Source organism: Protaetiibacter mangrovi (assembly GCF_024752305.1).
Taxonomy (GTDB): domain Bacteria; phylum Actinomycetota; class Actinomycetes; order Actinomycetales; family Microbacteriaceae; genus Homoserinibacter; species Homoserinibacter mangrovi.
Genome location: NZ_JANTHX010000005.1, coordinates 482,735 through 502,099, shown reverse-complemented (window position 1 = coordinate 502,099; position 19,365 = coordinate 482,735). Strand labels below are relative to the sequence as shown.

Sequence of the window (19,365 nt, the reverse complement as noted above, 5' to 3'; positions counted from 1 at the left end):
TCAGGAGCCCGCGCGCTCCAGCAGCCACACCAGCAGCGCCTTCTGGGCGTGCAGGCGGTTCTCCGCCTCGTCCCAGATGACGCTCTGCGGGCCGTCGATCACGCTCGGCGCCACCTCGTAGCCGCGGTCGGCGGGCAGGCAGTGCAGGAAGATCGCGTCGGATGCGGCCGCACCCATCAGCTCGTCGGTGACCTGGTAGCCGCCGAAGGTGGCGACCCGATGCGCCTTCTCCTCCTCCTTGCCCATCGACACCCAGGTGTCGGTGACCACGACGTCCGCCCCGGCGACCGCCTCGACGGGGTCGGTGTAGACGGCGACCGAGCCGCCCGTCTCGGCGGCGCGGCGGCCGGCGTCGGCGACCACCTCGTCGGCGGGGCTGAACTCCACGGGCGCCGCGACCCGCACGTGCATGCCGGCTGTGGCCCCCGCGAGCAGGTAGCTGTGCGCCATGTTGCTCGCGCCGTCGCCGAGGAAGGTGACGGTGAGGCCCGCGAGCCCGCCCTTGTGCTCGCGGATCGTGAGCAGGTCGGCGAGCAGCTGGCACGGGTGGAAGTCGTCGGAGAGCGCGTTGACGACCGGCACGGTGGTGCCCGCCGCCATCTGCTCGAGGCCGGACTGGGCGTAGGTGCGCCAGACGATCGCCGACACCATCCGCTCCAGCACCCGTGCGGTGTCGGAGGGCGTCTCCTTGCCGCCGAGCTGGCTGTTGGCGGTCGAGATGATGAGCGGGCTGCCACCGAGGTCGGCGATGCCGACCGCGAAGCTCACGCGCGTGCGGGTCGAGGACTTGTCGAAGATCACGGCGACGGTCTGCGGCCCGGCGAGCGGCTTGCTCCCCCAGCGGTCGGCCTTGATCCGGGCTGCCAGCTCGAGGATCTCGGCCTGCTCGGTCGGGCTCACATCGTCGTCGCGCAGGAAGTGGCGGGTCATGCGTGGTCTCCAGGATCTGTGTGCGGGATGTCGATCGCCTCGGCGAACAGGCGGGTGAACTCGTGCAGTTCGTCGTCGCCGATGATGAGCGGCGGCGCGAGCCGGATGCGGCTCTCGTTGGCGGCGTTGATGATGAGCCCGCGGTCGAGCGCTCGGCTCGCGACGATCCCGGCGACGGGCTGGGAGAGGCCGATCCCGAGCAGCAGGCCGCGGCCCTGGATGTCGGTCACGAGCGGCGAGCCGATCAGCTCGATACGGGCGCGCAGCTCGGCACCGCGGGTGCGGGCGTTCGCGACGAGGTCGGCGCTCTCGATCTCGCCGAGCACCGCGTTGGCGGTCGCGGCCGCGAGCGGGTTGCCTCCGAAGGTCGAACCGTGGTGGCCGGGCCCGAACAGGGTCGACGCCGCGCCGAAGGTCACGAGCGCGCCGATCGGGAAGCCGCCGCCGATGCCCTTCGCGAGCGCCACCGCATCCGGGAGCGTGCCGGGCGGCAGCGCGCCCTCGTGCTGGAAGGCGAACCAGTCGCCGGTGCGGCCCGCGCCGGTCTGGATCTCGTCGAGGATGAGCAGCGCGCCGTGCGCGGTCGTCAGCTCCCGGGCGGCCGCCAGGTAGCCGGTCGGCAGGTCGACGACTCCGGCCTCGCCCTTGATGGGCTCGATCACGAGCGCCGCCACGTCGCCCGCGGCGAGCTCGCGCTCGAGCGCCTCGAGGGTCGACGGGATGTGCGCGACGCCCGGCAGCAGGGGCTCGAACGGTGCGCGCAGCGCGGGCTTGCCGGTGAGGCTGAGCGAGCCGATCGTGCGGCCGTGGAACGAGTTCTCGAGGGTCAGGATGCGCGGCCTGCCGGTGAGCCGGGCGAGCTTCACGGCCGCCTCGATCGCCTCGGCGCCCGAGTTGCCGAGGAACACCCGGTCGCCGCCGGTGAGGCGGGTGAGGCGCTCGGCCAGCTCGAGCTGCGGTGCGGTGGCGAAGTAGTTGGAGACATGGGCGAGGGTCGCCGCCTGAGCGCTCACGGCCTCCACGAACGCGGGGTGGGCGTGTCCGAGGGCGTTCACGGCGATGCCGGCCAGGAAGTCGAGGTACTCCTTCCCCTCGACATCCCACACGCGGGCGCCCCTCCCCCGGGCCATCACCGCGAGCGGCGCGGGGGCCGAGCGCATCATGACGCGCGAGAACAGCTCGGTGTAGTCGTCGGTCGCGCTCATGCGGGCACCACCTCGGTGCCGATACCGGCATCCGTGAAGATCTCGAGCAGGATCGAGTGCGGGCGCCTGCCGTCGATGATCGCGGCCTTCGCCACTCCCCCGTCGACGGCCTCGAGGCAGGCCGACATCTTGGGGATCATGCCCGACTCGAGCCGCGGCAGCAGCTCCGCGAGCTCGTCGCGCGTGATCTGCGAGACGAGCGAGTCGCGATTCGGCCAGTCGCGGTAGAGCCCCGACACGTCGGTGAGCACCACGAGCTTCTCCGCGCCGAGCGCCACGGCCAGCGCGGCGGCCGCCGAGTCGGCGTTCACGTTGAGCGACTGCCCGGGAACGTCGGCGTCGGGCGCGATCGAGGAGACGACGGGGATGCGGCCCGCGTCGATCTCGGCGAGCACCGCCGCCGGGTCGACGGCGACGACGTCGCCGACGAGACCGATGTCGACGAGCTCGCCGTCCACGAGCGCGCCCCGCCGACGGCCCTGGAAGAGCCCTGCGTCCTCGCCCGAGATCGCGGAGGCGAGCGGACCGTGCTGGTTGATGAGCGTGACGAGCTCCCGGCTCACCTGGCCGGTGAGCACCATCCGCACGACGTCCATGGCCTCGGGGGTGGTCACCCGGTAGCCGCCGCGGAACTCGCTCGGGATGCCGAGCCGGTCGAGCATCGCCGAGATCTGCGGCCCGCCGCCGTGCACCACGACGGGCTTGAGACCCACCGAGCGCAGGTAGACCATGTCCTCGGCGAAGGCGCGCTGCAGCTCGCGGTCGACCATGGCGTTGCCGCCGAACTTGACCACGACGATGCGGCCCGAGAAGCGCAGCAGCCACGGGAGCGACTGGATGAGGGTGTCGGCCTTGACCGCGGCGTCCGCGGTGCGCGGGTCGAGCTCGTCGATCGGGGTGTCGTTGGTCATGAGGCGTATGCGCTGTTCTCGTGCACGTAGTCGTGGGTCAGGTCGTTGGTGAGGATCGTGGCGGTCTCGGTGCCGGCGTGCAGGTCGATCAGCACGTGGACCTCGCGTGGACGCAGGTCGACGTCGGTGCGCGGCCGATCGGGACCGCCCGCGGAGCAGACCCGGACGCCGTTCATCGAGACGTCGACGGCGTAGGGGTCGAACGCGGCCCCGGTGGTGCCGATGGCGGCGAGCACCCGCCCCCAGTTGGGGTCGTTGCCGAACACGGCGGCCTTGAAGAGGTTGCTGCGCGCGACGGAGCGGCCGACCTCGACGGCGTCGTCCTCGGTGACCGCGCCGACGACCTCGATCGCGATGTCGTGGCTCGCGCCCTCCGCATCCGCCTGCAGCTGGCGGGCGAGGTCCTGGCAGAGCTCGATGAGCGCCGCCGTGAACGCGGTGCTCTCGGGCTCGACCCCCGACGCCCCGCTCGCGAGCAGCGTCACCTGGTCGTTGGTCGACATGCAGCCGTCCGAGTCGAGCCGGTCCAAGCTGACCCGGGTGGCGGCGCGCAGTGCCGCGTCGAGCTGCGCGGGGAGCAGCACGGCGTCCGTGGTGATCACCACGAGCATCGTCGCGAGGCCGGGAGCCAGCATGCCCGCGCCCTTCGCCATGCCGCCGATCGTCCAGCCGTCGCGCTTCACGACCGCCTTCTTCGGCGTCGAGTCGGTCGTCATGATGGCCTCGGCGGCGTGGCCGCCGCCGTTCGACGAGCGCTGCTCGGCGGCCTCCTGGGCGCCCGCGACCAGCTTCTCGCGGTCGAGCTGCTCGCCGATGAGGCCCGTGGAGCACACGAGCACGTCTCCGGCCGACACGCCGAGCGCCTCGGCGACCGCCTCTGCGGTGGCGTGGGTGGTCTGGAAGCCCTCGGCTCCGGTGAAGCAGTTCGCGCCGCCCGAGTTGAGGATGATCGCGCTGACGGTGCCGTCGGCGATGACCTGCTGGGACCAGATGATGGGGTTCGCCTTCGCGCGGTTGCTCGTGAACACGGCGGCGGCGCTGCGCAGCGGCCCCTCGTTCACGACGAGCGCGAGATCGCGCTTGCCGAAGCCCTTGAGACCGGCGGCGATGCCCGCGGCGGTGAATCCGGATGCGGCGGTGACGCTCACGGGGCGACTCCGTTCAGGGGGAGCCCCGCGGTCTCGGGCAGCCCGAGCGCGAGGTTGGCGGACTGGATGGCGGCACCGGCGGTGCCCTTAACGAGGTTGTCGATCGCCGACACGACGACGACCCGACCCGCGGCCTCGTCGACCGCCACGCCCATGAGGGCGGTGTTCGCACCCGTGGTGTCGTTCGTACGCGGGAACGCGCCCGCGGGCAGCACCCGCACGAAGGTCTCCCCCGCGTAGGCGCCCTCCCAGGCGTCCCGCACATCCGCGGCCGAGACCCCCGGCGCGAGGCGCGCGGTCGAGGTGGCCAGGATCCCGCGCGACATCGGCACGAGCACCGGGGTGAACGAGATCGTCACCCCCTCGCCGCCCGCGGCGGTCAGGTTCTGCGCGATCTCGGGCGTGTGGCGGTGAGTGCCTCCGACGGCATACGCCGATGCGGAACCCATGATCTCGCTGGCCAGCAGCTCGGTGCGCAGCGACTTGCCGGCACCCGAGGTGCCGACCGCCAGCACCGAGACGAGGTCGTGGGATTCGACGACACCCGACGCGACACCCGGGGCGAGGCCGAGGGTGATCGCGGTGACGTTGCAGCCGGGGACGGCGATGCGCGTCGCACCCGCCAGGTTCTCCCGCTGCTTCACGGTGCCGCCGTCGAGCAGCAGCTCGGGCATGCCGTAACTCCAGGCGCCGTGGTACTCGCCGCCGTAGAAGGCGTCCCAGGCCGACTCGTCGGTCAGGCGATGATCGGCTCCGCAGTCGACGGCGAGGACGTCGTCGGGGAGCTCGGCCGCGATCGCGCCCGAGGCACCGTGCGGAAGCGCGAAGAAGACGACGTCCGCGTCGGCGAGCACGGAGGCCTCGGTCGGCTGCAGCTCGAGCTCGCCGAGCGTCAGCAGGTGCGGATGCACCGCGCCGAGGCGCTGTCCGGCGTTCTGGTGGGCGGTGACGACGCGGACCTCGAACTCGGGGTGGTTCGCGAGCAGCCGCAGCAGCTCGCCCCCCGCGTATCCGCTCGCGCCCGCGACGGCGACGGAGATGGGCATGGTTTCAACCTTATTGTCGTGTGGACCTGGGCCAGGGCGGCGGCGTCACGCGACGGGCTGAGAGGGAGTCAGCGGCGCGACGTCGCCGAGATTCGGCGCACGCGGCGGACGCGACGGAGCACGAGGCTCTCGATCACGATCCGCTGACCCATGCGGATGACACTAGCAGGGGAATCGACCCTCGCGAGCGGCCTCGTCGAAGGCGGCGTGATCCGCCTCCGCCTGGTCGGCGTAGGCGGCGGCCCAGCGGCCCACCGCCCGATCGAACGGGTCGCCGCGCCCGAGATAGCCGGCGATGTACGGCAACGCGGGGCTCTGGGCGTGCCCGCGCGCCAGCACCCACGCGCAGATCCGCGCGTACCAGACGAAGCCGTCGCCATCGAGCGACTCCACCTCGACCGAGGAGTTGCCGTCGCGGAACTGCCGCACGTAGAAGGCCCGTCCCCCGTTCTCGAGGTGACCGAGGAAGGGGTCGGAGACCGCCTGGAGGATGCGTTGCCCGCTCACCACGCGGAAGCCGTGGTCGGCGATCGCCCGGCCTTCGCGCATCCCCGGCAGCTGCTCCCCTGGCATGCCGCCGTACGCGTACGCGACCGCGGCGCCGGCCTGCTTGACCTGCATGACGAGCGGCTTCCCGTCGGCGTCGGACAGCGCCAGGATGTAGCAGCGCGTGCCGACGCTCCCGACGCCGACGGCCCGACGGACGAGGTCGTCGATGCGGTAGTGGCTAAACAGCAGCGCCACATCGGCGCGGACGGTGCTCAGATACTCGTCGAACAGGCGCTCGACGACATCGCGCAGCTCGTCCTCGACGTGGGTCATGACCGGAGGCTGCTCGCGGAAACGGCGTCGCCCGTCGGCGGCGAGCTCGGTGGTGCGGGCGATCACCCGCGAGGAGGTGCGCCGTTCGGCCGCCCGTCGCGCATCCCGTACGACGCCGCGCAGGCTCGGCGGCACCGTGCCGCCCGCGTCGAGGTCGACCCGTCGGTAGTAGCGCTCGATCGCCGGGAGCGCATCGAACTCGCGGATCCCCGCCCGGTAGGCGGCGGCGGTCGCGACGGCGGCGCGCTCGGCGTCGGCCGCCGAGGCGCCTCGGGCCCGGGCCGCGAGGACGACGCTCGCGACGAGGCGCTTGACGTCCCACTCCCACGGCGCCACCGCCGCCTCGTCGAAGTCGTTCATGTCGAAGACGAGGGTGCGTTGCGGCGAGCGGTAGAAGCCGAAGTTCGACAGGTGCGCGTCGCCCGAGATCACGACGTGGGCACCGCTGACGGGGTCGGCGGCCAGGTCGGCGGCCTGGAGCGCCGCGGTGCCGCGATAGAAGGCGAAGGCGCTCTCGCGCATCCGCTCGGTGCGCAGGGCGAGCAGTTGCGGCAGCCGGTCGTCGTTCTGCGCCTCGATGATGCCGAGCGGGTCGCGGTCGCCGCGCGGCAGGTACTCGGCGTGCGCCGCGCGGGGCACGGCCGCCCGACGCGCCCGACCGGCTTCACGGAGTGCGGAGGCATCGTGCATGTCGAGGTCGCCGAGCTGGTCGAGAGTCATGGTGACGCCGAATCTAGCGCCCCGACCCGCCGGGCGAGCCCCCGGATGCGGCGGCCGCTACTCGCGGAGCGTCGCGTCGAAGAGCTCGGCGGCCCGGGCGAGGCCGGCGAGCTTCGCCTCGGTGGCCTCGGCGGCCGTGAGGGTGCGGTCGGCGGCCCGGAAGCGCAGCGCGAAGGTGAGCGACTTGGCGCCCTCCGCGACCCCCGGCCCGCGGTAGTCGTCGACCAGGCGGATGTGCTCGAGCAGCTCTCCCGCCCCCGCGGCGACCGCGTCCTGCACGTCCCCGGCGGCGACCGTGTCCGCGACCACGAGCGAGAGATCCTGGGTGGCGGCGGGCAGCGTGCCGATGGGCGTCGCCTGGCGGTCGTATGCACCCAGCTCCACGAGCAGGTCGAGATCGAGCTCGTACACCGCCACCACACGCGGCAGGTCGGACTCGGCGGCGAGCGACGGGAGCAGCTCCCCCGCGACGCCGACGACGGCGTCGCCCACGCGCAGCTCGGCGGTACGACCGGGGTGGAGCGCCGGGTGCGCGCCCTGCACCGCGCGGATCTCGAGGCCGAGCGCGAGGCCCACCTGCCGGGCGGCGTCGAGCGCGTCGGCGAGCCCCGACGCGACCGCGGCGGAGCCCGGCTGCTTGGGCGTCACCTCGCCGAGGAACAGGCCCGCGACGTGGCGCGCCTGCGGCGGGATGCCTGCTCCCAGCCGGGCGAGGGTGTCGTCTCCGGGACGCGCGGCGCCCAGCGGGATGAAGTCGGTGCCGTAGGCGACGCCCGACTCGGGCAGGAACACCGTGCCGATCTCGAACAGCGCGAGGTCGGTGAGGCCGCGCGACAGATTGCGGTGCGCGATCTCGGCGAGACCCGGCAGCAGGGTGCGACGCAGCAGCGAGACGTTCGGGTCGAGCGCGTTCTGCAGGCGCACCGACGCGGCGCCCGGCGCGTAGCGCTCGGCCACGGCATCCGCGACGAACGGGTACGCGAGCACCTCGGTCGAGCCGGCGGCGGCGAGCGTCTGCGCGACCCGACGCCGTGCGGACTGGGCGCGCGTCAGACCGCGACCCGCGGGGGCGATCGGCAGCTCGGCGGGGATGCGGTCGTAGCCCGTGATGCGGGCGACCTCCTCGACGAGCGAGACGTCGTCGATCAGGTCGGGGCGCCACGACGGCGGGGTGACGGTCGCGATGTCGCCGTCGAGCTCGACGGTCGCGCCGATGAGCCGGAGCGTGCCGATCACCTCGTCGCGGGTGTACGGCACGCCGATCACGGATGCCGCGCGGTCGAGGGGCAGGCGCACGGGCGCGAGCGGCGTCGAGGCGTCGTACAGGGCGCCGAGGCCCTCGTCGACCGTGCCGCCGGCCAGCTCGACGAGCAGTTCGGCGACGCGCGCGGTGGCGAGCGGGGCGAGGGTCGGGTCGACGCCGCGCTCGTAGCGCTTCGCGGCCTCGCTCGGGAGCTTGTGGCGCCGCACGGAGCGGGCGACCGTCACCGGATCCCAGATCGCCGCCTCGATGAGCACATCGCGGGTGTCGTCTCCGAGCTCGCTGAACGCGCCGCCCATGACGCCGGCGAGACCGAGCACGCGCTGCGCGTCGGCGACCACGAGGTCGGCGGCGTCGAGGGTGCGGGCCTTGCCGTCGAGGGTCTCGAGCGGCTCCCCCGCCGTGGCACGACGCACGACGAGGCCGCCGGCGTCGACCTTGCCGAGGTCGTAGGCGTGGTTCGGAGCGCCGAGCTCGAGCATCACGTAGTTGGAGATGTCGACCGCGAGCGACACCGAGCGCATGCCGGCGAGCCGCAGACGGGATGCCATCCAGGGCGGCGTGGGGCGCGACGGGTCGATGCCGCGCACGACGCGCACCGAGAAGACCGAGCAGCCGTCGTTGCCGCGCACGGGTGCCGCATCCGTGATCGCGAGCGGGTAGCCGGCGACCGGCGGCGCCGCGATCGCGGCGGCCGGGTCGCGGAACGCCGCACCCGTCGAGTGGGAGTACTCGCGCGCGATGCCGCGGATCGAGAACGCGTAGCCGCGATCGGGCGTGACGTTCACCTCGACGGCGGCGTCGTCGAGGCCCAGCAGTTCGATCGCATCCGTGCCGGGCGCGGGATCGAGGCCGAGCTCGGCGAGCCGCAGGATGCCGTCGTGCTCGTCGCCCATGCCGAGCTCGCGCGCGGAGGCGATCATGCCGTCCGAGACATGTCCGTAGGTCTTGCGCGCGGCGATCGGGAACGGGCCGGGCAGCACGGCGCCCGGCAGGGTCACCACGACCTTGTCTCCGGCGGAGAAGTTGTGCGCACCGCACACGATCCCGCGCGGCTCACTCTCTCCCACGTCGACCTGGCACCAGTTGACGGTCTTGCCGTTCGACTGCGGCTCCGGCTCGACCGAGAGCACCCGGCCGACGACGATCGGCCCGGTGAGCGGGAACCCGTGGGTGTCCTCCTCCTCGAGTCCCACCTTCACGAGCGCCGCGTGCAGGTGCTCGAGGGTCACGTCCTCCGGAAGATCGGTCCACTTCCCCAGCCAGCTGATCGGGACGCGCATCACACCACCATCCCGAACTGCTGCGAGAAGCGGATGTCGCCCTCGACCATGTCGCGCATGTCGTTCATGTCGTTGCGGAACTGCAGCGTGCGCTCGATGCCCATGCCGAAGGCGAAGCCCTGGTACTCCTCGGGGTCGATGCCCGCGGAGCGCAGCACGTTCGGGTTCACCATGCCGCAGCCGCCCCACTCCACCCAGCGCGCGCCTCCCTTGGCGTTCGGCTGCCAGACGTCCATCTCGGCGCTCGGCTCGGTGAACGGGAAGTAGTTGGGGCGCAGGCGGATCTGCGCGCCCTCGCCGAACATCGCCCGGGCGAGGTGCTCGAGGGTGCCGCGAAGGTGCGCCATGGTGAGGCCCTTGTCGATCGCGATGCCCTCGATCTGGTGGAAGACGGGGGTGTGGGTCGCGTCGAGCTCGTCGGTGCGGTAGACGCGTCCCACGGCGGCGACGTAGACCGGCAGCGGGCGTGCCAGCAGCGAGCGGATCTGCACCGGGCTCGTGTGGGTGCGCATCACGAGGTGGCGCTCGGCCGGCTCCACGAAGAAGGTGTCCTGCATGGCGCGGGCCGGGTGGTCCTCGTCGAAGTTGAGGGCGTCGAAGTTGAACCACTCGTGCTCGAGCTCGGGGCCCTCGCCGATCTCCCAGCCCATCGCGATGAAGAGGTCGCTCATCTCCTCCATGAGCAGCGACAGCGGATGCCGGGCGCCCGCCGTCCAGCGGCTCGCCACGGCGGTCACGTCGACCGCCTCGGCGGCGAGACGCGCCTGCTCCTCGGCGACGAGGATGCGCTCCTCGGCAGCCGCGAGCGCCTGGGTCACCTGGCCGCGGGCCTGGCCGACGAGCTTGCCGGCGGCGGCCTTCTGGTCGCCGGGCAGCTCGCGGATCGCGCCGTTCAGCTGGGCGAGCGGGGAGGTCTCTCCGGCGTGCGCGGCGCGGGCGGCCTTGAGGTCGGCCGAATCGCGCGCCGCATCGATCGCGGCGAGCGCCGCGGTCACGGCGTCGGCGACAGCCTGCTCGGTGATGGGGTTCGACACGAGGATCGAGTCTATCGGCGCGCGCGGGGCTGGCCGGTCAGGCGTCCGCGCCGCCGCCCGCCTCGAGACCCGCGCGGTCGAGGGCGCGCTCCCGACGCGCCGCGGCGCGCTTCTCCGCCCGCCGCGAGAACGGCGTCGAGCCCTTCGGTATCCGTCCCGCGTCGGTGCGCCGCGCGACGACCCGGGCGATCCACGAGAGCAGCAGGTTCATCGTCAGGTAGATCGCGAAGGTCACGAAGAACAGGGTGAACAGGTAGCGGCTGCCGTAGTAGTTGACCATCTGGTTGGTGGTCGTGCGCAGCAGCTCGTTGTAGCCGATCGCGTAGGCGAGCGAGGTGTCCTTCAGCAGCACCACCAGCTGGGCGATGATGATCGGCAGCATCTGCCGGAACGCCTGCGGGAACTCGATGAGCAACCGGGTGCGCACCGGCCCCAGACCGATCGCGAGGCCGGCCTCCCGCTGACCGCGCGGCAGGGAGGCGATGCCCGCGCGCAGCGCCTCGCCGATGATCGCGCCGTTGTAGAGCACGAGACCGGTGACGCCCGCCCAGTAGGCGCCGGTCGAGAAGATCAGCAGCGTGAACAGCATCATGAGCAGCACGGGCATGCCGCGCAGGAACTCGAGCACCACGACCACCGGGTAGCGGATCCACGGGCTGCGAGCGGTGCGCAGGAACGACAGCAGGATGCCGAGCACGACCGCGCCGACGGCGCCGGCACCCGCCATCTGCAGGGTGTTGAGGAGGCCCGCGCCGATCCGACGCCAGACCGCACGATCGCCGAGGATGTCCCAGCGGCTGGGGTCGAAGACGCCGGGCAGCTCAGCCCCCGCGGCGGTGATGCGCGGTGCCGCGAGCGCGGCGATGAGGGCGACGAGCCCGATCGCGATCACCACGACGCCGACGATCGAGGCGATGCGCGAGAGCCGCCGGGCGCGAGGGCCCGGGGTGTCGTAGAGCACGTTCGTCATCGCAGCACCGCCACGCGCTTCTCGACGACGGCGGCGATCCGGCCGAGCGTCACCGTGATGACGAGGTAGAAGACGGCGACCGCCATGAGGATTGCGAACACCTGGTCGCCGCGCACGTTGATCACGTCCTGGGCGGAGGCGAACAGCTCCTTCACGAAGAACGCCCCCGCGACGGAGGTGTTCTTGGTGAGCGCGATGAGCACGTTGATGAGCGGCGGGATCACCATGCGGATGGCCTGCGGCATCACGACGAGGCCGAGGGTCTGACCGAAGCCGAGGCCGATCGAGCGGGCCGCCTCCGCCTGCCCGACCGGTACTCCGTTGACGCCCGAACGCACCGCCTCGGCGACGAAGGGCGAGGTGTAGGCCGTCAGGCCGATCGCGGCCAGCACGAAGAAGTCGATGCGCACCCCGAGGTACGGGAGGATGAACGCGCAGAAGAACAGCACGAGCGTGAGCGGCGTGTTGCGCAGGATCTCGGTGTACACGACCGCGAAACCTCGCAGCGAGCCCACCGGCGAGATCCGCATCGCCGCGACGAGCGTGCCGATCACGAGTGCGCCCGCGCCCGCGATCCCGAGCAGCGCGATCGTGACACCGAAGCCGCGCAGGAACGTCGGCAGGTTCTCGAGGACGGCGTCCACACTCCTCCTTCGCGGCTCTCGGGCCCGTGGGGCCGGGGTGACGGATGCGGCGCCCGCGTTCTCGGCGGGCGCCGCATCCGCGGTGTCAGGACCGCGTGTAGCGGTCGACGGCCGGCGGCTCGGGCGTCGCGAGCACGGTGCCCGCGGTCTTCTCCCAGGCCGCTGCCCAGCTGCCGTCGGCGTACGACTCCTCGAGCACGTCGTTGATCCAGTCGCGGAACGTGTCGTCCTCGAGCGCCAGACCGATGCCGTACGGCTCGGAGGTGAACGGGTTGCCGACCACCTCGAACTCGCCCTCGTTCTGGGCGGCGAGGCCCGCGAGGATCACGTTGTCGGTCGACACCGCGACGACCGCGCCGTTGCGCAGGGGCTCGAGGCAGTCGCTGTAGCCGTTGGCCGGCAGCACCGTCACCCCCGCGTCCTGCAGGTTCTTCTCGGAGGTCGAACCCGACACGGAGCACACGGTCTTGCCCGCGAGATCCTCGATGCCGGTGATGCCGTCCGGGTTGCCCGCGGGCACCAGGATGTCCTGACCGGCCGTGTAGTACGGCCCGGCGAACGAGACGACCTCCTTGCGGGTGTCGTTGATCGTGTACGTCGCGACGACGATGTCGACCTGGCCCGCCTGGATGAAGGGCTCGCGGTTCTTCGACACGGTCTCGACCCACTCGATGTCCTCCGGGGCGATGCCGAGCTTTCCGGCGATGATCTTGCCGATCTCGACGTCGAACCCCTCGGGGGTGCCGTCGGGGCCGACCAGTCCGAACAGCGGCTGGTCGAACTTGGTGCCGATGGTGATGCTTCCCGCATCCGCGAGCGCCGCCATCGTGGTGCCGGCCTCGAACTCCGGGGTCTCCTCGACGGTGGGCTCCCCGCCCGGCGCCTCAGAGTCCGAACATCCGGCCAGCACGAGCGCACTCGCGACGGCGAGGGCGGCGATGCTGAACGACTTCGTGAGTCTCATCTCTGTCTCTGCCTCTTTCTCTCTCGGTGCGCCTCGGGGTCGACGCGGATAGGTGGGTAAGCGGCTCGGACTCGACTCAGTGGGTCAGCACCTTGCCGAGGAAATCCTTCGCGCGATCGGTGCGCGGATGGGTGAAGAAGTCCTCCGGGGTGCCCTCCTCGACGATCGCACCGTCGGCCATGAACAGCACGCGGTTCGCGACCTTGCGCGCGAAGCCCATCTCGTGGGTGACGACGATCATGGTCATGCCGTCGTGGGCGAGCTCGGTCATCACGTCGAGCACCTCGTTGATCATCTCGGGGTCGAGGGCCGAGGTGGGCTCGTCGAAGAGCATGAGCTTGGGCTCCATCGCGAGGGCCCGGGCGATCGCCACGCGCTGCTGCTGGCCACCCGAGAGCTGGGCCGGCAGCTTGGTCGCCTGGTCGGCGACGCCGACGCGCTCGAGCAGCTCCATGGCCCGCGCCTCGGCGTCCCGCCGCGACAGCCCGCGCACGCGGATCGGCCCGAGGGTCACGTTCTGCAGCACCGTCTTGTGCGCGAACAGGTTGAACGACTGGAACACCATGCCCACATCCGCCCGCAGCCGGGCGAGGTCGCGCCCTTCGGACGGGAGCGGCGTGCCGTCGATGCGGATCTCGCCGGAGTCGATCGTCTCGAGGCGGTTGATGGTGCGGCAGAGCGTCGACTTGCCCGAGCCCGACGGTCCGATCACGATCACGACCTCGCCGCGGTCGACCGTGGTGGTGATGTCTTTCAGCACATGGAGCTCGCCGAAGTGCTTGTCGACGTGGTCGATCTCGACGAGAGGTTCCATCACTTCACCCTGTCATGCCCCCTGAGAGGGGGTCAACGCGCGGAGGGCAGCCGTTACCGCATGGAAACCTGGCCGACCTTGACCCGATCGACGCCGAACCCCCACAATGGGGGCCATCACGCGGATGTGTCCCGGTCATGACCGCCCTCTCGAGGAGTTCTGACCATGCCCTCCCAGCGACGCATCGCCCTCGCCGTCGGCACCCTGCTGGCCGTCGGTCTCACGATCCTCCCCGCGGGAGCGGCGTCGGCCACCCCGGTCAACGACGACCTGGCCGACGCCGCTCCGATCACCCTCGGCTGGACCGTGGCGGATCTCACCGGAGCCACAGTGGAGGCGGGCGAGCCGACCACATGCGTGGAGTACGACCCCGATCTCAGCAGCTACTTCTACCCCACCGACGCGAGCGTGTGGTACTCGTTCACCTCGACGTCCACGCAGACCGTCCACGGCGCCATCACCGACTACCAGGGCGAGCCGTCTGCCTCCGCCCACGTCTTCCGGAGGGTGGGCGGCTCGCTCGAGTCGATCACCTGCGCCGACAGTCACGACCGCAGTAACTTCTTCTTCCACGCGTCGGCCGGCGAGCAGTTCGTCATCCAGGTCGGCTCACTCGCGGGCGCCCCGCCACTCGACGAGGCCACCCTCTTCCTCGGCAGCCTTCCGGCGATCTCGAACACCACCCCGCAGACGGCCACGCCGCTGGCGGTCCCCTCGACCACGTCTCAGTGGACATACGGCACGGACGATGAGTTGGTCGAACCGTACGGATGCCAGCCCGAGGACGGCGCGATCATGAACGACGTGTGGTTCCGGGTCACGGCTCCCGTAACGGGGCCGGTCACCGTGGACCTCACGGGATCCGACTTCCGCGTGACCTTCGCGGTATACCGCGACCAGGATCTGTCTGCTCCTGTCGCCTGCCCGCCCATCGGTTCGCCCGTCGACGGGTACCCGGGAACCCAGGCGGCGATCACCACCTTCCCGGCCTCAGCCGGAGAGAGCTTCCTGATCCAGGTGGGTGGCTTCTACTTCGGCACCGGAACGGCCGTCGTCACGGTGAGCCAGGCGCCGTCCGCGCCGCCGACGGTCGCCCGTACCTCCCCCGCCGTCGGTCTCCGCGCGGGCGGCACCGTCGTCACGATCACCGGCACCGGGTTCACGCCGACCGCGACGGTCGCTTTCGGAGGTGTGCCGGCGACGGCGGTGACGTACGTCTCGCCCACCACGCTGCGCGCGACCGCACCCCGCGTCGCCTCCCCGAGGCTCGTCGAGGTGATGGTGACCACGGCCGCCGGCACCTCGCCGAAGGCGCTCCTCGCGAAGTTCCTGTACCTGAGGTAGTTCGGACGTCTGCAGGCTCAGGAGCGCTGGGCGAACGCGGACTGGTACAGGCACACCGAGGCGGCCGTCGCGAGGTTCATCGACTCGGCGTGACCGTAGATCGGCACCCGCACCGCGCGGTCGGCGAGCGCGAGCTGCTCCTCGCTGAGGCCGTGCGCCTCGTTGCCGAACAGCCAGGCCGTGGGCGCGGGCAGCTGCTCGCGCAGCGTCGGCAGTTCGTCGCCCGAGATGTCGGCCGCCAGCACCCGCATCCCGGCACCGCGCACGAGGTCCAACGCGTGCTCGAGCGTGCCGCCCTGCGCGAGAGGCAGGTGGAAGATCGAACCGGTGGTCGAGCGCACGACCTTCGGGTTGTAGGCGTCGACGCTCTTGCCGGTGAGGATGACGCCGTCGGCGCCCGCAGCATCGGCGGCGCGGATGATGGTGCCCGCGTTGCCCGGATCGCGCACCTCCTCGAGGATCGCGACGAGCTTCGCACCCCGCGCCAACAGGTCCTTGATGGTCACCGGGAACTGGCGCGCCACCGCGACCACCCCCTGCGGGGTGACCGTGTCGGCCATCGCCTCGAGCACCGCATCCGACACGCGCTCCGGCTCGATACCGGCCGCCGAGAGGCCGCGACCCAGTTCCGGATGCCGCTCGAAGACGCCCTTCGCGGCGAACACGTCGACGATCAGCTCGGGGTGGAAGGTCAGAGCCTCGCGCAGAGCCTGCGGCCCCTCCACGAGGAACAGGCCGGTCTCCTCGCGGGCGCTGCGCTTGGCGAGCTTCGCCACGGCGCGCACGCGCGGGGAACGCGGATTGTCGATCACATGCCGATGGTAGAAAACGAAGTCGGTGCGCGCCCGGAGGCGCGCACCGACTTCTGAGGAAACGACGGAAGACCCGCGGGTTACGCGGCGGTCTTCGGAGCGTTCACGTCCTTCGGGAGGGCGGCCTTCGCCGCCTCCACGAGACCCGCGAAGGTCGCCGGCTCGTTCACCGCGAGGTCGGCGAGGATGCGACGGTCGACCTCGATGCCCGCGAGGCCGAGGCCCTGGATGAGGCGGTTGTAGGTGATGCCGTTCGCGCGGGCAGCCGCGTTGATGCGCTGGATCCACAGGCGACGGAACTCGCCCTTCTTCGCGTGACGGTCGCGGTAGGCGTAGACGAGCGAGTGGGTGACCTGCTCCTTCGCCTTGCGGTAGAGACGCGAGCGCTGGCCGCGGTAGCCCTCGGCGCGCTCGAGCGTGGTGCGACGCTTCTTGGCGGCGTTGACCGCCCTCTTGACACGTGCCATTTCTCGAAATCCTTCTGTACTCGTCCGGGCTTACTTGCCCAGGAGGCCCTTGATGACCTTGGCGTCCTGCGGAGCCAGGACCACGTCCTGGTTGAGACGACGCGTCACGCGCGACGACTTGTGCTCGAAGTTGTGGCGCATACCCGCGCCCTGCTTCTTGACCTTGCCGCTTCCGGTGATCTTGAAGCGCTTCTTCGCACCGGAGTGCGTCTTCTGCTTGGGCATTACTCTTCCTCTGTCTTGTCGGCAGCTGCCGCGTTGTCGGCGGATCCGTCGGAATCCGTCGGGCTCTGGGGGCGCGCTCGGTTCGCCGCGCGCTTGGCGTTGGCCTCGGCCTTCGCATCGACCTTCGACTTCAGGGGGCCGATGATCATGACCATGTTGCGACCGTCGATCGTGGGGTTGGACTCGACCGTTCCGAACTCCGCGACATCCTCGGCGAAGCGCTGGAGCAGTCGGACACCCTGCTCGGGGCGGGACTGCTCACGACCGCGGAACAGGATCATGGCCTTCACCTTGTCCCCGGCCTGGAGGAAGCCCTCCGCGCGCTTGCGCTTGGTCTCGTAGTCGTGCTTGTCGATCTTCAGACGGAACCGGACCTCCTTGAGGATCGTGTTCGCCTGATTGCGCCGAGCCTCCTTGAGCTTCTGGGCCTGCTCGTACTTGAACTTGCCGTAGTCCATGATCTTCACCACGGGCGGCTTGGAGTTCGGCGCCACCTCGACCAGATCCAGATCGGCCTCCTGCGCGAGACGCAGGGCGTCCTCGATGCGCACGACTCCGACCTGCTCTCCGCCAGGACCCACGAGGCGGACCTCGGGGACGCGGATACGGTCGTTGGTTCTGGGATCGCTGATGCGGGTCTCCTTCACTCGTTTCTGCAGGCACGCACGTGAAGAGATCCGCACCCGTGCAACCGGCCGCACCTCGAAAGGCACATTCGGCGGAGTGCGCCATCCGCCCACCCCTCACGGGTGCGGACGGACTACCAACTCGAACCCGATAACCTGAAGAGGCGGTCGGCGGGTGGGATTTCTCCACTTGCGTTTCCGGGGAGATGGCCCCGGAGCCCGCATAAGGATAGCAGAGGAATCCCCGTGAGCGCAGAGCAGCCCCCCGCCGTCGAGACGCCCGGCGTCGACGACGAGATCCGCGACATCGCGGACGTCCCCGCGGTCGAGGTGATCAACACGGTCGCGGTGCACCTGCTGAGCGCCGCCGCCGTCAAGGTGGGGCTCGCCGACGATCCCGAGCAGCAGCTCGACCTCGACGAGGCGCGCAAGCTCATCGACGCCCTCGCCGGGCTCATCACGGCATCCGCGCCCGCGCTCGGCGACCACCACGCCCGCGCGCTGCGCGACGGGCTGCGCTCCATCCAACTCGCGTTCCGAGAGGCCTCGCCGTTCCCCGACGAGCACGGCAAGGGGCCGGGCGAGAAGTGGACGGGTCCCGTCAGCTGACGGTGACGCGCACCGCGATCGAGTCGACGCGGGACGCGATGAGCTCGTGCGCCGACCAGCGCTGCTGGAGCCGGGCGAGCAGCGCGCGCCGCTCGGGCTCGGCGAGCTCCGCCGAGACGCCGAGCACCACGACGACCTCCGGCCCGGCGAGACGGGAGTCCGGATCCCCGGGGGCGAGACCGAGCGAGGCGACCCCCGCCTCGTGGGCGATCGAGTCGCCGAACGCACCGGCGACCTCCGGATCCTCGAACGCCGGCGTCCACGGCTCGCCCGTCGCGAGCGCGCGGAAGGCGGGCCCCCGCACGGCGGTCTGGGTGTCGGAGCCGGGGTCGACGACGACGAGCGGCGTGCCCTCGGCGGCCGCCGCCAGCGCGATCCGGCTCGCCTGGATGGGGATGGGGCGCGCACCCGGATTCCAGCGGGCCATGGCGTCGACCGAGCTGAACGCCGGCAGCACCTCGCGGCCGTCGGGGCCGGCGACCGTGACGATCGAGAGCTCCTGCGTCTTGTCGACCCGCTGACCGTGCGGTCCGATGCCCTCGTCGCCCGCCTCGGCGACGAGCGGCACGAGCAGGCGCTCCTCGTGGAGCACCGCGACGACATCCTGGATGCCGAGCTCGCCCGCGCGCAGCCGCCGGATCGCCTCGATCAGTCGCTCCGGAGCCGAACCGTCATCGGATGCGGCCGGGTTCTCGTGGAACCGCCGCCCCTCGAACGGGATGCCGGCGCTGTCGGCGTGCCGGTGATCCATCCGCGCCGCCTCGATCAGTCGCTCGCGACGTCGATGGCCTCAGCGAGCGTGAAAGCGCCGGTGTAGAGGGCCTTGCCGACGATGGCCCCCTCGAGCCCCTGCGGCACGAGGGTGCGCAGCGCCGCGATGTCGTCGAGCGAGGCGACGCCGCCGGAGGCGATCACGGGCTTCGGGGTGCGCGACATGACCTCCGAGAGCAGCTCGAGGTTCGGGCCCTTGAGGGTGCCGTCCTTGGTGACGTCGGTGACCACGTACCGGGCGCACCCGGCGTTCTCGAGACGGTCCAGCACCGCCCAGAGGTCGCCGCCCTCCTTGGTCCAGCCGCGGGCCGCGAGCGTGGTGCCGCGCACGTCGAGGCCCACCGCGATCGCCTCGCCGAACTCGGCGATGACGTGGGCGGCCCACTCGGGGTTCTCGAGCGCCGCAGTGCCGAGGTTGATGCGCTTCGCACCGGTCGCGAGGGCGGCCTCGAGGCTCGCGTCGTCGCGGATGCCGCCCGAGAGCTCGATGTGCACCCGGCGCGGCGTGTTCTTGATGACGCGCTTGATGACGGCGTGGTTGTTGCCGCGCCCGAAGGCCGCGTCGAGATCGACGAGGTGGATCCACTCGGCGCCGCTGTCCGCCCACTCCTGGGCGGCGTCGATCGGGTCGCCGAAGCTGGTCTCGGTTCCCGCCTCACCCTGGGTGAGACGGACGGCCTTGCCGTCGGCGACATCCACCGCCGGCAGCAGGGTCAGGGCGGGCGAGGATGTGAACTCGGTCATCTCGGGGCTTTCCGC

Annotated in this window: 20 protein-coding genes; 2 read left to right on the top strand and 18 right to left on the bottom strand. The window is 71.4% G+C overall.

Annotated features, from left to right (window positions below):
* The 12 genes from argF to NUH29_RS07235 form a co-directional block, all read right to left on the bottom strand.
* On the bottom strand, positions 1-930 hold the full coding sequence (argF, locus tag NUH29_RS07290) for an ornithine carbamoyltransferase (RefSeq protein ID WP_258798372.1): 930 nt from the start codon (positions 928-930) through the stop codon (positions 1-3).
* Positions 927-2,135, bottom strand: a complete 1,209-nt coding sequence (locus tag NUH29_RS07285; protein WP_258798371.1) for an acetylornithine transaminase — start codon at positions 2,133-2,135, stop codon at positions 927-929. The genes argF and NUH29_RS07285 overlap by 4 nt, the downstream gene beginning before the upstream one ends.
* A complete protein-coding gene (gene argB / locus NUH29_RS07280) occupies positions 2,132-3,046 on the bottom strand; it encodes an acetylglutamate kinase (RefSeq protein ID WP_258798370.1) in 915 nt (304 codons plus the stop codon). Before argB ends, NUH29_RS07285 begins: the two co-directional genes overlap by 4 nt.
* A complete protein-coding gene (gene argJ / locus NUH29_RS07275; RefSeq protein WP_258798369.1) occupies positions 3,043-4,194 on the bottom strand; it encodes a bifunctional glutamate N-acetyltransferase/amino-acid acetyltransferase ArgJ in 1,152 nt (383 codons plus the stop codon). The genes argB and argJ overlap by 4 nt, the downstream gene beginning before the upstream one ends.
* Positions 4,191-5,240 carry an N-acetyl-gamma-glutamyl-phosphate reductase gene (gene argC, locus NUH29_RS07270; protein WP_258798368.1) on the bottom strand — a complete coding sequence of 350 codons (1,050 nt, stop codon included), beginning with the start codon at positions 5,238-5,240 and terminating at the stop codon, positions 4,191-4,193. The genes argJ and argC overlap by 4 nt, the downstream gene beginning before the upstream one ends.
* A 162-nt stretch (positions 5,241-5,402) precedes the next feature.
* Positions 5,403-6,782, bottom strand: coding sequence for a DUF2252 domain-containing protein (locus NUH29_RS07265; protein WP_258798367.1), 1,380 nt, complete (start codon positions 6,780-6,782; stop codon positions 5,403-5,405).
* 57 nt (positions 6,783-6,839) lie between these two features.
* Positions 6,840-9,326 carry a phenylalanine--tRNA ligase subunit beta gene (gene pheT, locus NUH29_RS07260; RefSeq protein WP_258798366.1) on the bottom strand — a complete coding sequence of 829 codons (2,487 nt, stop codon included), beginning with the start codon at positions 9,324-9,326 and terminating at the stop codon, positions 6,840-6,842.
* Entirely contained in the window at positions 9,326-10,360 is a 1,035-nt protein-coding gene (gene pheS / locus NUH29_RS07255) for a phenylalanine--tRNA ligase subunit alpha (RefSeq protein ID WP_258798365.1), read from the bottom strand. The genes pheT and pheS overlap by 1 nt, the downstream gene beginning before the upstream one ends.
* A 37-nt stretch (positions 10,361-10,397) precedes the next feature.
* A complete protein-coding gene (locus tag NUH29_RS07250) occupies positions 10,398-11,330 on the bottom strand; it encodes an amino acid ABC transporter permease (RefSeq protein ID WP_258798364.1) in 933 nt (310 codons plus the stop codon).
* On the bottom strand, positions 11,327-11,974 hold the full coding sequence (locus NUH29_RS07245; RefSeq protein ID WP_258798363.1) for an amino acid ABC transporter permease: 648 nt from the start codon (positions 11,972-11,974) through the stop codon (positions 11,327-11,329). Before NUH29_RS07245 ends, NUH29_RS07250 begins: the two co-directional genes overlap by 4 nt.
* A gap of 85 nt (positions 11,975-12,059) precedes the next feature.
* A complete protein-coding gene (locus NUH29_RS07240; RefSeq protein WP_258798362.1) occupies positions 12,060-12,938 on the bottom strand; it encodes a glutamate ABC transporter substrate-binding protein in 879 nt (292 codons plus the stop codon).
* 76 nt (positions 12,939-13,014) lie between these two features.
* Positions 13,015-13,752 (bottom strand): amino acid ABC transporter ATP-binding protein, encoded by a 738-nt coding sequence (locus NUH29_RS07235; protein ID WP_258798361.1) that lies wholly within the window; start codon positions 13,750-13,752, stop codon positions 13,015-13,017.
* A 165-nt stretch (positions 13,753-13,917) separates the two neighbouring features.
* On the opposite strand from NUH29_RS07235, the gene NUH29_RS07230 reads away from it, so the two are divergent.
* Positions 13,918-15,096 carry an IPT/TIG domain-containing protein gene (locus tag NUH29_RS07230; RefSeq protein ID WP_258798360.1) on the top strand — a complete coding sequence of 393 codons (1,179 nt, stop codon included), beginning with the start codon at positions 13,918-13,920 and terminating at the stop codon, positions 15,094-15,096.
* A gap of 17 nt (positions 15,097-15,113) precedes the next feature.
* Here NUH29_RS07230 and NUH29_RS07225 read toward each other — a convergent pair whose 3' ends face one another.
* The 4 genes from NUH29_RS07225 to infC form a co-directional block, all read right to left on the bottom strand.
* Positions 15,114-15,908 carry a TrmH family RNA methyltransferase gene (locus NUH29_RS07225; protein ID WP_258798359.1) on the bottom strand — a complete coding sequence of 265 codons (795 nt, stop codon included), beginning with the start codon at positions 15,906-15,908 and terminating at the stop codon, positions 15,114-15,116.
* Positions 15,909-15,988: 80 nt separating this feature from the next.
* Positions 15,989-16,375 (bottom strand): 50S ribosomal protein L20, encoded by a 387-nt coding sequence (gene rplT / locus NUH29_RS07220; RefSeq protein ID WP_258798358.1) that lies wholly within the window; start codon positions 16,373-16,375, stop codon positions 15,989-15,991.
* A 30-nt stretch (positions 16,376-16,405) separates the two neighbouring features.
* Entirely contained in the window at positions 16,406-16,600 is a 195-nt protein-coding gene (gene rpmI / locus NUH29_RS07215) for a 50S ribosomal protein L35 (protein WP_258798357.1), read from the bottom strand.
* Complete coding sequence (infC, locus tag NUH29_RS07210) at positions 16,600-17,247, bottom strand: translation initiation factor IF-3 (RefSeq protein ID WP_258798356.1); 648 nt, start codon at positions 17,245-17,247, stop codon at positions 16,600-16,602. The genes rpmI and infC overlap by 1 nt, the downstream gene beginning before the upstream one ends.
* Before the next feature lie 225 nt (positions 17,248-17,472).
* On the opposite strand from infC, the gene NUH29_RS07205 reads away from it, so the two are divergent.
* Positions 17,473-17,835 (top strand): DUF1844 domain-containing protein, encoded by a 363-nt coding sequence (locus NUH29_RS07205; RefSeq protein WP_258798355.1) that lies wholly within the window; start codon positions 17,473-17,475, stop codon positions 17,833-17,835.
* Here NUH29_RS07205 and NUH29_RS07200 read toward each other — a convergent pair.
* Complete coding sequence (locus NUH29_RS07200) at positions 17,828-18,586, bottom strand: SseB family protein (protein WP_258798354.1); 759 nt, start codon at positions 18,584-18,586, stop codon at positions 17,828-17,830. The genes NUH29_RS07205 and NUH29_RS07200 overlap by 8 nt on opposite strands.
* 14 nt (positions 18,587-18,600) lie before the next feature.
* Positions 18,601-19,350: a bifunctional 1-(5-phosphoribosyl)-5-((5-phosphoribosylamino)methylideneamino)imidazole-4-carboxamide isomerase/phosphoribosylanthranilate isomerase PriA gene (gene priA, locus NUH29_RS07195; protein ID WP_258798353.1), complete on the bottom strand. Its 750-nt coding sequence runs from the start codon at positions 19,348-19,350 to the stop codon at positions 18,601-18,603.
* Positions 19,351-19,365: the final 15 nt, after the last annotated feature.